This is a genomic window from Pseudomonas brassicacearum (assembly GCF_003732225.1).
In the GTDB taxonomy this organism is placed as follows: Bacteria; Pseudomonadota; Gammaproteobacteria; order Pseudomonadales; family Pseudomonadaceae; genus Aquipseudomonas; species Aquipseudomonas brassicacearum_E.
The window spans coordinates 351416-367815 of the sequence record NZ_MOBJ01000006.1 but is presented as its reverse complement, the minus strand read 5'-3'; the positions used below and the strand labels follow the sequence as shown (position 1 = coordinate 367815).

General features: G+C 60.7%; 15 protein-coding genes. 6 read left to right on the top strand and 9 right to left on the bottom strand.

Going from position 1 to position 16400, the window contains the following annotated elements:
• The first annotated feature begins 7 nt into the window (after positions 1–7).
• The 5 genes from BK659_RS08410 (at position 8) to BK659_RS08390 (ending at position 5632) form a co-directional block, all read left to right on the top strand.
• Positions 8–1381, top strand: a complete 1374-nt coding sequence (locus BK659_RS08410) for a glutamine synthetase family protein (protein ID WP_123424613.1) — start codon at positions 8–10, stop codon at positions 1379–1381.
• 7 nt (positions 1382–1388) lie between these two features.
• On the top strand, positions 1389–2780 hold the full coding sequence (locus tag BK659_RS08405) for an aldehyde dehydrogenase family protein (protein WP_123424612.1): 1392 nt from the start codon (positions 1389–1391) through the stop codon (positions 2778–2780).
• Positions 2781–2783: 3 nt separating this feature from the next.
• The gene (locus tag BK659_RS08400) at positions 2784–3944 is read left to right on the top strand and encodes an iron-containing alcohol dehydrogenase (protein ID WP_123424611.1); all 1161 of its coding nucleotides are present in this window, start codon (positions 2784–2786) and stop codon (positions 3942–3944) included.
• 134 nt (positions 3945–4078) lie between these two features.
• Positions 4079–4807 carry a Crp/Fnr family transcriptional regulator gene (locus BK659_RS08395; RefSeq protein WP_123424610.1) on the top strand — a complete coding sequence of 243 codons (729 nt, stop codon included), beginning with the start codon at positions 4079–4081 and terminating at the stop codon, positions 4805–4807.
• 129 nt (positions 4808–4936) lie between these two features.
• A complete protein-coding gene (locus BK659_RS08390) occupies positions 4937–5632 on the top strand; it encodes a Crp/Fnr family transcriptional regulator (RefSeq protein WP_123424609.1) in 696 nt (231 codons plus the stop codon).
• Between the two features lie 5 nt (positions 5633–5637).
• On the opposite strand, the gene BK659_RS08385 is transcribed toward BK659_RS08390, so the two are convergent.
• The 4 genes from BK659_RS08385 to BK659_RS08370 all read right to left on the bottom strand — a co-directional run bounded on the left by BK659_RS08385 (position 5638) and on the right by BK659_RS08370 (position 8194).
• Positions 5638–6489: a sensor histidine kinase gene (locus tag BK659_RS08385; RefSeq protein ID WP_259740223.1), complete on the bottom strand. Its 852-nt coding sequence runs from the start codon at positions 6487–6489 to the stop codon at positions 5638–5640.
• Position 6490: 1 nt separating this feature from the next.
• Positions 6491–6952, bottom strand: a complete 462-nt coding sequence (locus tag BK659_RS08380) for a carboxypeptidase regulatory-like domain-containing protein (RefSeq protein ID WP_259740222.1) — start codon at positions 6950–6952, stop codon at positions 6491–6493.
• A 228-nt stretch (positions 6953–7180) separates the two neighbouring features.
• On the bottom strand, positions 7181–7339 hold the full coding sequence (locus BK659_RS08375) for a DUF3309 family protein (RefSeq protein WP_123424608.1): 159 nt from the start codon (positions 7337–7339) through the stop codon (positions 7181–7183).
• Between the two features lie 294 nt (positions 7340–7633).
• Complete coding sequence (locus BK659_RS08370) at positions 7634–8194, bottom strand: lipid-binding SYLF domain-containing protein (RefSeq protein ID WP_123424607.1); 561 nt, start codon at positions 8192–8194, stop codon at positions 7634–7636.
• Positions 8195–8798: 604 nt separating this feature from the next.
• Between BK659_RS08370 and BK659_RS08360 the strand changes: the two genes are divergently transcribed.
• Positions 8799–9080: a DUF3077 domain-containing protein gene (locus tag BK659_RS08360; RefSeq protein ID WP_123424606.1), complete on the top strand. Its 282-nt coding sequence runs from the start codon at positions 8799–8801 to the stop codon at positions 9078–9080.
• 152 nt (positions 9081–9232) lie between these two features.
• Here BK659_RS08360 and BK659_RS08350 read toward each other — a convergent pair whose 3' ends face one another.
• The 5 genes from BK659_RS08350 to BK659_RS08330 form a co-directional block, all read right to left on the bottom strand.
• Complete coding sequence (locus BK659_RS08350) at positions 9233–9955, bottom strand: NAD(P)H-dependent oxidoreductase (RefSeq protein WP_123424605.1); 723 nt, start codon at positions 9953–9955, stop codon at positions 9233–9235.
• A 63-nt stretch (positions 9956–10018) separates the two neighbouring features.
• Positions 10019–11434 (bottom strand): aldehyde dehydrogenase family protein, encoded by a 1416-nt coding sequence (locus BK659_RS08345; RefSeq protein WP_123424604.1) that lies wholly within the window; start codon positions 11432–11434, stop codon positions 10019–10021.
• Positions 11427–12617, bottom strand: a complete 1191-nt coding sequence (locus BK659_RS08340; protein WP_123424603.1) for a pyridoxal phosphate-dependent aminotransferase — start codon at positions 12615–12617, stop codon at positions 11427–11429. The genes BK659_RS08345 and BK659_RS08340 overlap by 8 nt, the downstream gene beginning before the upstream one ends.
• Before the next feature lie 55 nt (positions 12618–12672).
• Positions 12673–14280, bottom strand: a complete 1608-nt coding sequence (locus BK659_RS08335; RefSeq protein ID WP_123424602.1) for a 5-guanidino-2-oxopentanoate decarboxylase — start codon at positions 14278–14280, stop codon at positions 12673–12675.
• Between the two features lie 10 nt (positions 14281–14290).
• A complete protein-coding gene (locus tag BK659_RS08330) occupies positions 14291–16390 on the bottom strand; it encodes an acetate--CoA ligase family protein (protein WP_123424601.1) in 2100 nt (699 codons plus the stop codon).
• Positions 16391–16400 lie beyond the last annotated feature (10 nt).

Sequence of the window (16400 nt, the reverse complement as noted above, 5' to 3'; positions counted from 1 at the left end):
TGACGTGATGACCGAGCCCCTTCTCAGCTTCGAAGAACTGAAACTTGCCGCTACCGCAGGCGATATCGATACCGTGCTGGTCTGCATGGTCGACATGCAGGGACGACTGGTCGGCAAGCGATTCCAGGTCGAGTTTTTCATCGACAGCGGCCATGAAGAAACCCACTGCTGCAATTACCTGCTGGCCGACGACATCGACATGGAGCCGGTGCCGGGTTACGCCGCCGCCAGCTGGAGCAAAGGCTATGGCGATTTTGTGCTGAAACCCGACATGGCCACCTTGCGTCGCGTGCCGTGGCTGGAATGCACGGCGCTGGTGCTCTGCGATGTGCTCGATCACCACCATCGGCGGGACCTGCCGCACAGCCCGCGGGCAATCCTGAAAAAGCAGGTCGAGCGATTGCACGAGCGCGGCTATAGCGGCATGTTCGCCTCTGAGCTGGAGTTCTATCTGTTTGACGAGAGTTATGAGGCCATCCACGAGCGCAACTACCACAAGCCGAAAACCGCGGGCCACTACATCGAGGATTACAACATCCTCCAGACTACCCGCGAAGAGCCGGTGCTCCGGGCGATTCGCAAGCATCTGCAGGCCTCGGGCATTCCCGTGGAAAACTCCAAGGGTGAATGGGGGCCAGGCCAGGAAGAGATCAACATCCGTTATGCCGATGCCCTGACCATGGCCGACCACCACGTCATCATCAAGCACGCCTGCAAAGAGATCGCGCAATTGCAGGGCAAGGCGATCACGTTCATGGCCAAGTGGCGCTATGACGCTGCCGGCTCCAGCAGCCATATCCACAACTCGTTGTGGGACAAGAATGCCAAAAAGCCGCTGTTTTTCGACCCCAAGGCCGAGTTTGGCATGTCGACACTGATGCGCTCCTGGGTGGCCGGGCAGCTCAAATACGCTAACGACATCACCTGTTTTCTCGCGCCCTACATCAACTCGTACAAGCGCTTTCAGGCCGGCACCTTCGCGCCGACCCGTGCAGTCTGGAGTCGGGACAATCGCACCGCTGGCTTTCGTTTGTGCGCCGAAGACAGCAAAGCCATCCGTATCGAATGCCGCATCGGCGGCGCTGACCTCAACCCTTATCTGGCCTTCGCCGCGTTGATCGCCGCGGGTCTGGCCGGTATCGACGAGAAGCTCAGCCTGACGCCGCCCTTTGAAGGCGATGCCTACCTCGACGAGCACTTGCCGGAAGTCTCGAAGACCCTTCGCGATGCTTGTGCCGCGCTCAAGGCCTCGAGCATGTTGCGCGAGGCGTTCGGCGATGAAGTGGTCGACCACTACGTGCACACCGCCGAATGGGAGCAGAAAGAGTACGACCGGCGGATAACCGACTGGGAACTGCAGCGCGGCTTCGAGCGCTATTGAGGCCACCATGACTTCAATGATTCAACTCATCTCACCGGTCGATGGCCGGGTCTACGCCGAACGCCACTGCGCCGATGCGACGCAGATCGAACAGGCTCTGACGGCTGCCGCAGTCGCCCAGGCGTTATGGAAGCGCCGGCCACTGAGCGAACGCGCCGCCCTATGCAGCGCCGCCGTGGACGCGATGCTGGCAATGAAGGCCGAAATAGTGCCGGAACTGGCTTGGCAGATGGGTCGCCCGGTACGTTTTGGCGCCGGCGAGTTGCGCGGTTTCGAAGAGCGCGCCCGCCACATGATCGCCATTGCACCTGAAGCGTTGGCAGCAATAGAACCCACGCCTATCGCGGGTTTTCGGCGCCAGATCAAACGCGAGCCGCTGGGTACGGTCCTGGTGGTCGCGCCCTGGAATTACCCTTACCTGACGGCGGTCAATACGATTATCCCGGCGCTGATGGCCGGCAACAGCGTCATCCTCAAACACGCCTCGCAAACGCTATTGGTCGGGGAACGTTTCGCCGAGGCCTTTCGCCGCGCCAACCTGCCCGAAGGGCTGTTCCATAACCTGCTGCTCAATCATACCTATACCGCGGCGATCATTGCCTCTGGACGGGTGCAGCAGGTGAACTTCACTGGCTCGGTCAACGCCGGCAAAGCCATGGAAAACGCCGCCACCGGGCACTTCCTCGGCATGGGGCTGGAGCTCGGCGGCAAAGACCCGGCTTACGTGCGGGCAGACGCCAACCTTGCACATGCGGTGGAAAACCTGGTGGACGGTAGCTTCTTCAATTCCGGGCAGAGCTGCTGTGCTGTCGAGCGTATTTATGTCGATGAAAAAATTTACCCGGCATTCGTCGAGCGCTTCGTCACCTTGACCCGCCAATACGTGCTGGGCAACCCGCTGGACGAAGCCACCACGCTCGGCCCGTTGGTCAATCCGAGTGCCGCTGAATTCGTGCGCGGGCAGATCGCCGATGCACTGGCAAAGGGCGCCACCGCGCTGATCGATCCGAAGACCTTCGCTGCTGACGCTCCGGGCAGCGCTTACCTTGCACCGCAGGTGTTGGTCGACGTCACCCATCACATGTCGGTGATGCGTGAGGAAAGCTTTGGTCCGGTAGTCGGCATCATGCCGGTGGCCAGCGACGACGAAGCCATTACCTTGATGAACGACAGTGAGTTCGGGCTCAGCGCCTCGATCTGGACCGCGGATCTTGCCGCCGCCGAACGTATCGGCAACGAGATCGCCACCGGCACCGTGTTCATGAACCGTTGCGATTACCTGGACCCGGCCTTGGCCTGGACCGGAGTGAAGAACAGCGGGCGCGGCGTCACGCTTTCACGCCTGGGTTTTGAGAGCCTGACCCGAGCCAAATCCTTCCATTTGCGCCACGAGATCTAAGCCATGAGCCTGACCGCGAACTGGAACTACCCCACGAGCATCCACTTCGGTGTTGGCCGTATCGCCGAGCTGGCCGAAACCTGCCGCAGTCAAGGTATCCAGCGACCGTTGCTGGTCACCGACAGCGGCCTGGCGCGCGCGCCAATCACCACCGCGGCGCTGGAGTCCTTGCGCGCCGCCGGCCTTGGCGTAGAACTGTTCTGCGACCTCAAACCGAATCCGGTTGAAGCCAACCTGGCGGGCGGGCTCGACGCCTGGCGCGCCGGCAAGCACGATGGCGTAGTCGCTTTCGGCGGTGGCAGCGGGCTGGACATGGGCAAACTCATCGCCTTCATGAGCGGCCAGACCCGACCGGTGTGGGATTTCGAAGACATCGGCGACTACTGGACCCGCGCCGACGAAAGCAGCATCGCCCCGATCATTGCGGTGCCGACCACTGCCGGTACGGGGTCCGAGGTCGGCCGTGCAGCGGTGATCATTGATGAGAGTACGCATACCAAACGCATCATTTTCCATCCGAAAATGATGCCGCGGGTGGTCATCAGCGACCCGGCCCTCACCGTCGGCATGCCGACAAAAGTCACCGCCGGCACCGGCATGGATGCCTTTGCGCATTGCCTGGAGTCGTACTGCGCTCCCGGTTTTCATCCCATGGCCGAAGGTATCGCGGTCGAAGGCATGCGCCTGGTGGCCAATGCCCTGGTGCGGGCAGTACGCACACCCTCCGACCTTGAGGCGCGCGCGGAAATGCTCGCAGCGGCCGCGATGGGCGCTACCGCCTTCCAGAAAGGCCTGGGCGCGATACACGCGCTCTCACATCCGGTGGGCGCCCTGTACGACACCCATCACGGCATGACCAACGCCACGTTCATGCCCTATGTCTTGAAGTTCAATCGCCCGGCTATCGAAGAACGCATCACCCGCCTGGCGGCTTACTTGCGACTGCCATCCCCAGGCTTCGACAGCTTTCTGGCCTTCGTCCTCAAGTTACGCAAGGACATCGGCGTGCCGCATACGCTGTTTGAGCTGGGGGTGGATGATCGGCAGGTCGATCTGATCGCCGACATGGCGATTGTCGACCCCTGCGCTGGCGGCAACCCGCTGCCATTGACACGAAATGGCGCGGCAGAAATTTTCAATGCGGCTTATCACGGCCGTCTCTAGGGCCATCGTCAGTCCATGGCCGAGGTATGAACGCGCACTGCCAAACCGACGAACGGTTCCCGGCGGCAATGTACACAGCGCCCCATGGATTAATCTGTAGGTATCGGGAAACTCATCTTCGGACGGTAGTGGATATGCTTGATGCTCCCAGGCCACAACAGAACCATCTGCTGGCGGCCCTTCCCGCACAAGCACTGGAACGCTTGTTGCCCTACCTCGAACCGGTCACCCTGCCGCTCGGCAAGGTACTCTACGAGTCCGGAGATGCCTTGCGGCATGTCTACTTCCCCACCGACTCCATCGTGTCCCTGCTGTACGTGATGGAAAACGGCGCATCGGCGGAAATTTCAGTGGTCGGCAATGAAGGCTTGATCGGCATCGCCGTATTCATGGGCGGCGAAAGCACGCCGAGCCGGGCGATTGTCCAGAGCGCCGGGCATGCTTTTCGGCTGCCCGGCCAGCGACTCAAGGATGAGTTCAACCGCCACGGCGAGATGCTCCTGTTGATGTTGCGCTACACCCAGGCGTTGATCACGCAGATGGCCCAGACCGCGGTGTGCAACCGCCACCACTCGATTGATCAGCAATTGTGCCGCTGGTTGCTGCTGTCCCTCGATCGTCTGCAAGATAATCAACTGATCATGACCCAGGAACTGATCGCCAACATGCTCGGCGTACGCCGCGAAGGCGTAACCGATGCCGCCGGCAAGCTGCAACGCCTGGGCGTTATCGAATACACCCGTGGCCACATCAAGGTGCTGGACAGGGACGCGCTCGAGAAACTCAGCTGCGAGTGCTACGCCGTGGTCAGAAAAGAAACCGAGCGCCTGCTGCCCTACGTTCCATTAAAGCCCACTCGCTGAGGCCTGCGACCGACGCCTGCGTGTTCTAGCGAACAGACCGGCCCTATCGGAGTCACTCACACTTAACGCATGAGACGGCTCGGCACCTGTCCCGCCCAACCCGGGCCCACTGTGCTGCAGGACGCTCGTGTGCCAAATACACCAGGGCGGCAAGTAGAAAACCGACTACTTCAGGGGCTGTCGAAAATTGACTACGGCCGGCTGGAGGCGCAGTGCGATAAAGTCGAACTGACCGTTGGCACCGTCCTGTGTGAGCCGGGTCATCCGATCCTGCATGTGTACTTCCCGCAAACAGCGTTCATCTCTCAAGTGGTTACGCTGTACAGCCACCCTCCTCTTCAAATGAGCCTGATCGGTAATGAAGGGATGCTCGGGGCGACGCTTGCTCTGGGGGTTAATACCGCCCCCATGCGCGCCGTGGTGCAAGGCGCCGGTACGTGCCTGAGGTTGAGTGGCTTACAGCTGCAGGTCGCATTGCGCGAGAGCCCGTTATTACTGCGCAGGCTCAATCAGTACCTGTATGTGCAGATGATGCAGCTCGCTCAAACCGCCGCCTGTACCCATTTTCATAAGATCGAGCCGCGTCTGGCGCGCTGGTTGCTGATGACCCACGATCGTGCGCACGGCAATCACTTTCATCTGACCCACATGTCCCTGGCGAACATGCTTGGGGTTCGGCGCAGTGGCGTGACGCTGGCAGCCGGTGCGCTGCAACAGCGTGGATTGATCCGCTACACCCGTGGTGAAATCACGATTCTTGACCGCAAGGGATTGGAGGCGGCGTCATGCGAGTGCTATAGCGACACCCACTCGACTCCGCTATGACGTGGCTATCGTGACAGGGGAAACGTCGCCGTAAACGTAGTGCCCTCTTCTATCGAGGAGCTCACCTTCACATTGCCGTGATGCGCTCTGACAATCTCTCTCACAATGAACAGGCCGAGCCCGACACTGCGCAGTCGCGCATTATCGTGACTGCCGCGAATCATCGGTTCGAACAGGTTGTCGAACAGCTCTGAGGGGATCGGCGTGCCAAGGTTGTGCACGGCAATGATCACTTGACCCTCAAACCGCGAAGACACCGTAACCCCACCCTCAGCCGTGCCATAGGCAATCGCGTTGGCAACCAGATTGCCAATAAGCTGGTAGAGCCGATCACTGTCGGCGATGAAATTACCTTGGCCGACACAAAGATGGGTCAGCGTGTGCTCAGGGAACACCAGACTCAGCTCGTCCAGGCATTCGCCCACCAGTGTGTGCAAATCAACCGGTTTGAGAGAAACCGCAATGCTTCGCCCAACTTGCCTCAGGGTGAAGTCCAGCAGGTCTGCCACCAGACGCTGCGCACGCTCTGCTGCCTGCGTGATGTGGCCGAGTATTTGTGCTTGTTTAGGAGGCAAGTCACGGCATCCGAGCAATTGCGAAGCCATTTTTATCGCCGCCAGTGGATTGCGCAGATCGTGACTGACAATCCCGATCAACTGTTCGGCGAACAGCGCCCGGTCTTCTGCCGCCGCATAGTTGCTACGTAACCCGTCCTGTGCAACGTCCAGTGCGTGTTGGGGCTTTAGGTTCGTTGCCAGGTGCCGTCCGGCAAGCATGCGTGCAGCGAGAGGCCGGTCGTCAGTCTTGAACAGCCTCATCTCATGAAACGTGCCGTGATACGTAATGCCGGGTTGCACGCTATTCACTCCAATGCAAGTTCAGCGTTTCGATGGATTTACCATCGAGTGCAATCGTGTGGCGCTCTTCATGGCCATTCAAACTGGCAATGACCAGGTATTTGTTTGCCGGCAATTGCGCGTACACGATGGGTCCCACCTGACTCAGCGACAACAGGGGGCTACCTTTTTCGCTCTGGATCACCACATCGACATTGCTGACGTACTGATTGGCCGATCCTGTTGAAAAGGTCATGTGAAGGTTGTAACCCTGAGTCTGGAGCAAGGCCTTTGACTCATCCAGGCCGATGCCACCCGTCAGATAGCGGATTCCGTTCTGCTCTTGCGGTTCCAACTGTACGGCCGACATATCGACCGGCTCTGCGGTGGCTGCATGCAGCACCACGGGAGACAAACCGAGCAATAGGGCCAGGGCGAGACTTGAAAGCGTCAGTGAATGACTGAACATCAGGCTGGTTTTCATGTGTTCTCCGGTAAATGACTGGCAGCAATAATCTGCCTGGCACTCAGAGTGCGCGTAGTGGCCGGATTGAGTCTGTGCGCTAGTGCACGGAGACCTGTTTGTATTATTGACAGGCTGATGACGGAAAGTAGCGGTAAGCGAAGGTGGTGGTGTTGCGCTCCCCCACGGCGAATATCTCCCCACTATTCACCGCAACCACTTGAGCGCTGGGTTGATTGTCGAGGGGTGTCAAATTCTCCCTAGCAATAGCAACACAATCAGGACAATAACGACGACACCCAATAAACCGCTAGGCGCATAGCCCCAGCTTCGGCTGTGCGGCCATGTCGGAATGGCGCCAAACAGCAGCACAATCAGCAAGATCAATAGAATGAGTCCCAAGCTCATGGCTTTTCTCCTTGAGTCTGCAAGTGAGTGAATTATGTGCAGGCAGTGAGACCCTGATCTGCGCGCTGCATACCACCAAAGTGGCCCAAGTATCGGGTACGGTCTGTACGGCAACACACATATCGTCATTGTTTAATTGATCAAATGCGCAGTAGTTGTTATTTCGCTTGTGCTATGAGCTGGGTCCTATAAACGGCCGCGCAAAACACGCAACCGACTGCGAGTTAGCCGATACGCAAGTCTGGGAGAGACTGCCTTAGGCAGCCTCTATACCCCAGTTGTTCGTTATCGGATTTATCGTTTGATCAGCGAAATCTTGGTGCCTTCAATGCTGACGCCAGCCATCAGGCCTTGCTGGCCAAAGACAAACGCATAAGCATCGTCCTTCAACGTCGAGCTAGACAGATTTTTCGCCAGACCTTCATCAACCAGGACGACGGTCGGGCCCACGCCAACTTCCCAGCCTTTGGTCTCACGGACATACTTAACCGCCTTGTCTGTCATCAGGAACACGGCATAAGCATAGGACTGGGCACCCGCCTGCAAACCCCATGAACCGGTCACAGTGTTGTAGTAATTGTCTACTTTTGAGCCACTGAACATGACCCCCTCGCCATAACTGCCACCAAATACCAGACCCGCCTTGATAACTTTCGGGAACACCAGCACAGCCTTGGCAGTGCGCGACATGGTCTCGGCCACCGGATTGGCTTTGTAGAGGATTTGCAAGGCATGCCGGGAATCCTGGTCCAGGTCCGCGGCCGTTGCGGCGCTTGCGGTATTGAGCAAACCTGTTGAAGCCAGCGACAGGGTTGCGAGAGCGATAAACAGAAGTGAGCGTAGTGAGGTTGTCATGGTTGTACTCCAATGCAAGCGATACAAACGATGCGGTAAGCCGATAACCATCAGGATGGGCAGCCGCCGACTGTTCATTAGAGTGTAGTAGCGACCGGCCCGCGTCTGTTCGGTGGCGCACAATACCGGCGTCTGAAACGATTCAATCCTGGCGCAACTACTCGATAACCACCCGAACTCTGCTCTGGATGAGCGGACGAGCCTGCTAATGAGGGATTTTGCGGGCAGCACCATAAGCGGGTGTTGTCGGAATGATCAACACTCTCAAGACAGTGGAGATCCCTGTGGGAGCGAGCTTGCTCGCGATGGCGGCGTATCAGGCAGCTTCGATGTTGGATGTGCCGACGTCATCGCGAGCAAGCTCGCTCCCACAGGGTTTCGTGTGTTTATGCCAAGCGGCGCGGTGTCAGTCGAGGGCTACGCGGCCTTGCGTTGTGACCTACACCTGCGCCAGAACCCGCCGGCTTGCGCGCCTGGCACCGGGTCTCTATCGTTTCCGTGTCGCTGAATGTCCAGTGACCGGGTGTGAGAACTCGAAACAATCAAGGGTGCAACAGTGCCCTACATGACATGTAGTGGCTCCCAACAGTCAAGGAGCTAGACCATGCCCCACCCTCTGCCTCTGAAAACCGCCGGCCTCACCCCCTTCTCCATCCACAACGATCAAGCCCTGTTCCGCGTCAACAGCGGCGTGCCGATCCGCGAAGCGCTGTCCCATGTTTCCGATTTGCTGCACCTGTCCAAGATGCTGGCCGAAGACGCCGCCATGAAACGCGGTACCGACCGCTATGCCTGGGCGTCGCACTACTTGCAGGAAATGAGCAAGGCGGTGATCGATGATGTGGTGAAAGTGCTGGGTGCGGCGGACGGCCAGCGCACCCAGTAGAAAGGAATAGCGTCGATCCCGTCATTGTGATCCTCGCCTAACCCAATGTGGGAGCGAGCTTGCTCGCGATGGCGGCGTATCAGGCAGCTTCGATGTTGGATGTGCCGACGTCATCGCGAGCAAGCTCGCTCCCACAGGTTATGTGGTCTTGATCAGGCGTCGGCGGCTGCCGGTTTGCGCAACGGATACAGCTGTTCGTCGAACTGCGACAGACGAGGAAACTCAAGGGGTTGCTCGTCGCCAAGGTGCTCCAGGCGCAGGCGATAATCCTCAAGGAATGCCTGGCGCGCCTCATCGCTGATGTAAGGCACATGCCAGGCCACGAATGGTTCCAGCACCTCGAACCCGACGTAGGCCAGGGTACCGCGCAGAATTGGCCGCAACATGTCCTGCAACGGGCCGTGAATCGCGTCCTCGCCGAACATGTGCTCACGTCCGCCAAGGGTCACGCTCACCAGCGCCTTCTTGCCGCTCAACCCGCCCTGATCGTAAAAGCGCTTGCCGCCGTAGCAGACACCGGACACCAGCACCCGGTCGATCCAGCCCTTGAGCATCGCTGGGGCGGAGAACCAGAAGATCGGGAAGTTGAGGATCAGCAAATCCGCCCACAACAGTTTGTCGAGTTCTTGCTGGATATCCATCGCCAGCGACTGGCTCTTCACGCCCAGCCGTTGCTCCAGCGCATAGACCAGGTACTCCGGGTTTTCCCGCGAAGAAAAGTCATCGCTGCTTGCCACCGGATTCCAGTTCATGGCGTACAGGTCGCTGACCTGGACCTGATGCCCTTGGGCTTCAAGGGTGGCGACAGCCTGGTCACGCAGTGCGGCGGTAAAGGATTTCGGTTCTGGATGGGCATGGACGATCAGTACTTTCATGGTAATTCCTTAGACGTTTGCAAGCTTTGTGTTTGAAGACGGTGACGCGCGTTCATCTCGAGATCACACCTGGATCGCCTTCACTTCGACGAACTCGGCAAGCCCTTCTTCTCCCCATTCGCGACCGTTGCCTGATTGTTTGTAACCACTGAACGGCGCCTGATAGTTGAACGCCGCACCATTGAGAAAGCACTGGCCCGCCCGTAACTGACGACCCAGCTGCAAGGCGCGGTCAGCGCTACCGGCCCAGACACCGCTGGACAGACCGAACGGTGAATCGTTGGCGATCTGAATCGCTTGCGCTTCATCGGCGTAAGGAATCAGGCACAGCACCGGGCCGAAGATTTCTTCCTGAGCGATGCGCATCCGGTTGTCGACATCGGCGAACAGCGTCGGGCTGACGTAGTAACCACGCTCGAACGCCTGCGCCGTGTCGCCGCCACACACCAGCCGTGCACCGTCTTGTTGGCCGACCTGAATGTAGTCACGCACGGTGCGCCGTTGGGCTGCCGAACACATCGGCCCGAGGAAACTTTGCGGATCGAGCGGATCACCCATGGACAGGCTCAAGGTTTCTGCCCGCGCCAGTTCCACCGCCTCGGCGTAACGACTGGCCGGCAGCAACATGCGGGTCAACGCGGTGCAGGTTTGCCCGGAGTTGATCATCACGTCCTGCACGCCGTAGCGCACCGCTGCGGCCAGGTCCGCGTCCTCGGCAATCAGCAACGGCGACTTGCCGCCCAGTTCCAGGCAGACGCGCTTCACCGACGGTGCCGCCGCTTGCGCCACTCGCACGCCGGCGCCGGTGGAGCCGGTGAACGACACCATGTCCACGTCCGTGTGCTTGGCCAGCGCTTCACCGACCTTCGAACCCGGCCCGCTAACCAGGTTGAACACCCCGGCCGGCAAGCCGATGGCCTCGATCATCTGCGCCAGTAAAAAGGCGTGCAGCGGGGTTTCCTGACTCGGCTTGACCACCACCGTGCAACCGGTGGCCAGCGCCGGTGCGAGCTTGCCGATCAATTGATGCAGCGGGTAATTCCACGGATTGATGAAGGCGCAAACCCCTACCGCCTCGCGAATGACCAGCGAATTGCCGACCTCGCGCACTTCATCCATCAGGCCTGCGAGTTCGACGTACTGCTCCAGCCCGATGATCGGTCCATCCACTTGAACCGAACGGCACCACTGCACCGGCATTCCCAATTCAGCGGTGATGACCGCCGCCATTTCGTCGGCCCGCGTACGCAACTGATCGGCAAGTGCGCGGATGTATCCGGCGCGTACGCTGGATGGCGTCCGTGACCAGGGTCCGAAGGCCCGACGTGCGGCGGCCACCGCGTTCTCGACATCGCGTTCATCACCCAGCGGCACCACACCGGCCACTTCCTCAGTCGCCGGGTTGATCACCTCGGCAATGCCTTGCCCTGACGGTGTTTGCCAGCGTCCATCAATAAACAGCGTCGTGTGCTTATGCATGGACCTGAGCCTCCATCAGTTCACGGGCACAACGGGCGATCCGCTGGCAGGCATCGCGCAACGGTTGCGCTCCCACCACCAGTCCCAACCGAATATGCCCGGCGGCGCTTGGGCCAAACGCTTCACCGGCCAGCACTGACACGCCATGGCGGTCCAGCAGGCGATCGGCAAATGCCTGGGCGCTGAGCCCGGTTTCGCGAATATCGACCATCACGAACATCCCGCCATCAGGCTTCAACGGGCGCACGCCGGGGCAATCGGCGAGGCTTTCGCACACCAGATCGCGGCGCTGGCGATAGGCATCGCGCATGGCTGCGAGCTCCGGCAAGTTGCTTTCCAGCGCGACGACAGCGGCGTCCTGAACGAAATCCGGCGAGCCGTAAAGCATGCACAGCGCTAGGTTTTCCAGATGCGCTGCCAATGATTGTGGCGCCACCACCCAACCGACTCGCCAGCCGGTCATGGCGTGGGATTTCGACAGGCTGTTAAGCGTCGCGGTGCGCTCGGCCATGCCCGGCAAACTGGCCGGACTGACGTGTTCACCCTCGAACAGCAACTCGCTGTAGACCTCATCGGAAATCAGCCACAGGTCGTGGGCGATGCACAGCTCTGCCAGCGCCTGCCAGGTGGTGCGCGGCAGACTGGCGCCCGACGGGTTGTGCGGGCTGTTCAGCGCCAGCGCCCGAGTGCGCGGAGTGATGCGTGCGGCGACGTCTTCGGGCAGTACCCGAAAACCGTTCTCCGAGCGCACCGGCACTGGAATCACCACCGCACCGCAAGCACCGAACACCGCTTCATAAGTGACGTACATCGGCTCGGCAACAATCACTTCATCGCCTGGGTTCAGCACACATTGGGCGACGCTGAACAGCGCACACTGCGCGCCGGCCAGCACGGTGACCTGATCGGCCGAAACCTGCTGGCCGCTGCGTAGCTGGTGACGCTTGGCGATGCTTTCGCGCAAGGCGCGTTTGCCACGCACTTCGGCGTAGTGAGTGTTGCCGGACAACAGGCTGTCGATAGCCGCCTGCACGATCGGCACCGGGGTATCGAAATCCGGGTCGCCCACCGACAGCAACAGAATGTCTTCACCCTGTTCTTGCAGCGCCAGTGCACGGTAATGAATGTCCCAGGCGGCGGCGCCGTCACCGGCGATACGTTGAGTCAGATCGGAAAAGCGCATGGCTCCATCCCCTTAAAAAAAGCCCCGCAACAATGTTTGCAAGTCAGGCTGAAAGTCAGTGCGCGCACGCATGCTTGAGTTCGATCAGGGTCACGCCGTTGCGCTTGAAGCCGTGGCGCAAGTCGGTTTGCAACTCAGCCAGACTCTGCGGCTGGCTCACGCTGCAACCAAAGGCACGGCCAAGGGCGGCGAAATCCGGGTTACGCGGCAGTACGCCAATCGGCTCGATATCCAGCCCGAGCATGTCGTCACGAATCTGCCCCAGCGCGTCGTTGTTCCACAGCAGCACCACCAGCGGGCTGTCCAGTTCCTCGACAGCGGTCGCCAGTTCCTGCGCGGTGTAGAGAAAACCGCCGTCGCCGACCAGCACTAATCCGGGCCGCTGCGGCGCGCCGAACTTGGCGCCGATGCCCGCCGGCAAGCCATAACCCAAGGTGCCGTAGCCGGTCGGATGCAACCAACTGCGCGGCGCCAGGCTATTGAAGGCGTAGTTGCCGGTGTAGGCCAGTTGGGTCATGTCGGTGCTGATGAACGCGTTGTCCGGCAGCTCGGCGGCGATACGCTCAAGAATCGCCTGATGGATCGACTGTAACGGACCGTGGCCGGCCCTCACTGCTTCTCGCAATGCAGCGACGGCGGCAATCGACGCGCCGGCATCCCGCGTGGTGGGCGACAGACGCTCAAGCAACGCTGCGAGGGTTTGTTGCGCATCGCCGTGCAACGCCACCGCGCACGGATAGAAGTCGTTGAACTTACGTGGGTCGATGTCCACGCGCAGCAGCTCGGCGTTCAGCGGCAGACGCTCGCGCCAGAAATCGGTGTCGGCCATTTCAGTGCCAACCGCCAGCACCACATCGGCCTCGGCGATCAATTGCCAGCCGGGTTCAACACACAGGGTCGAGCCAGCATTGAGCGGTGCATCCGGCGGCAACAAGCCTTTACCGGCGACGCTGGTGAAAAACGGCGCAGCCAGTCGAGTGCTGAGGCTCTGGAGTTCCTGCGCCGCGTTCAGTGCACCGCCGCCGGCAATAATCATCGGACGCTTGGCCGCCTGCAGCTTGGCCACGGCTTGATCCAGCGCAGTAGCTGCCGGAACGCCGCGACCTGGACGACGCACCACTTCATGACTCCAGTCGCGGGTCACTTGCGCCGACAGCACATCCAAAGGCACGGAAATATGCACCGGGCGTGGTCGCTCACTGTCGAATACCGCGTAGGCACGGGCGATCAACTCAGGCAGATCCTCAGCGCTCAACGCCACTGCCGAGAACGCGGTGATCGGCGCGGTCATTGCGCGCTGGTCCTGGGTTTCGTGCAGGCAACCCCAGCCCTTGCCGAGGCTGGCGGTATGGTTGACGCTGGAAATCACCAGCATTGGAATCGAGTCGGCATAGGCCTGACCGATACCGGTCGCGGCGTTGGTCACGCCGGGGCCGGTAATGATGAAGCACACGCCGGGTTTGCCGCTGACCCGCGCATAGCCGTCGGCCATGAAACTGGCGCCTTGCTCGTGGCGGGTCAACACGTGGCGAATGCCGCTGCCGGGCAAGCCGCGATACAGCTCCAGGGTGTGCACCCCGGGAATACCGAACACGGTGTCGACGCCGTAGTTGGCCAGCAGGCGTACCAGGGCCTGGCCGCCGGTCAAAGTTGTGGTTTGCATGTTCATATCCTCACTTGTGGCCGAGGCGAATCAACGCATCGACCGCAGTCGTGCCATAGGCACCGACCAACAATGGGTTCACATCGAGTTCCAGCAACTGTCCGGCGTTCTCGCAGGCGTAATCGGCCACGGCACGGATCGCCGCCACCAACGCATCCAGGTCCGCCGCTTCGCGACCGCGAAAGCCTTGCAGCAAAGCGGCGCTGCGCAGGCTCAACAACGCCCCGCGAATCGCGCCATCGGTGGTCGGCAGCAGCAGGCTGCGGCTGTCCTTGAGCAACTCCACCAAAATCCCGCCAGCACCGATCACCAAGGCCAGGCCGAAGTCGTTTTCACGCTTGATGCCGACAATCAGTTCGGCCAATGGCGATGTAGCCATGGGCTCCAGCAGCACCCGATCGAACGGTACATCCGGCGCGTAATCGGCAATGCTGGCGCGCATCTTTTCCAGCGCTGCGCTCAAGGCCGCGCCATCCTTGAGGTTCAGCGCCACGGCGCCGGCTTCGGTTTTGTGCGGCAGTTGCGCGCTGAGCGCCTTCAACACCAAGGGATAACCCAGCGCATTGGCATCATTCAGTGCCTGGTCCGGGGTGCTCAACACGCCGTTCGGAGTCGGTAGGCCGAAGGCTCGCAACGCCTGTTTGGAGTCCCACTCATTGAGCAAGCGGCCTTCGCCGTCCAGTGCCTGCGGACACAACGGCACCAGCGCCGCTTCACCGAGCGCCAGCAACGCCTGACGATTGCGCTGATAACCGGCAATGCGTCCCCACGCGGCCAGTCCATCCTCCACGCCTTGCAACGCCGCCACGCCTTGAGCGTGCAATCGCTCGCGAGCACTGGCCGGCAGCAGTTCGGGAAAGGCCGAAGTGACGAAACCGGTTTTGCCGTGTCGGACCAACGCCGCGCAGTACAACTCCAGCAGCAGGTCGCATTCCTTGCGTTCGCCGGTGAACTCCGCCGGGTAATCCAGCACCAGCATCGCTGCATCGGCTTCGGTACGCAGGGCGCTGTCGAGCATGCGGTTCAAGGCGTCGCCATCACCCCAGATCGCCGTGGTGAAATCCAGCGGATTGACCAGATTGGCGTAGCTCGGCAGCACTTCGGCCAGCTCGCCGCGCTGACTTTCATCAAGCTTGGGCAGGCTCAGGTCGTTGCGTTCGGCGTAGTCGGCAATCAACCCGGCATCGCCGCCCGAACAGGCCAGCGCGATCAGACTGTTGCCCGCCGGCAGCTTGCCGCACGCCGCAGCCTTGAGGGTTTCGACGAAACTCACCGGGCCACTGACGCGGATCACCCCAAGCCGTGCAAACAGACTGTCGTACAGCGCATCGGAACCCGACAGCGAGCTGGTGTGACTGAGGGCCAGTTCGGCACCGATCTGCGATACACCGGTTTTCAAAGCGATGATCGGAATGCCCTTCTCCAGCGCCTTGTGCGCCGCGCGGGCGAAACCTGGAACGTCTTTCAAACCTTCCAGGTGCAAGCCAATGGCAGTAACCCGAGGTTCGTCGAGCAACACGTCCATCAATTCGGCAATACCGAGTTGTGCCTGATTGCCGACCGAGGCCATGTAGGCCACCGGCAGCGAACGGTCGCTCATCGACAGGTTGTAAGCGAAGTTGCCGCTCTGAGTCAGCACCGCGACGCCCTTCTCTACCGGTTTGCCGCCATGGGCCACCGGCCACAGCGCCGAGCTGTGCAGGTAGTCGAGCAAGCCGTAGCAGTTAGGCCCGAGCAACGCCATGTTGCCGGCAACCTTGAGCAATTGCGCTTGCAGGGCCTGACCTTCGGCGCCGGTCTCGGCAAATCCGGAGGCATAGCAAATCACCCCGCCCGCGCCCTTGGCGGCCAACTCGGCCACGCAGGTCAGGGTCAAATCACGGTTGGTCGCGACAAAAACCGCGTCCGGGCCGCACGGCAGTTCGGCGATGTTGCGCACGCACGGCACGCCTTCAAGGCTTTCATGCTGCGGGTTGACCAGCCACATTTGCCCAAGGTAGCCACCTTCAGCGCAACGCTTGAGGGCCCGGGCCATGCTGCGGCCGCCGACAAACGCCAGATGGCGCGGCGCGAGCAGGCGTTTGAGGTTGTCACGAATCGTCTGGGACATGGGTATTCTC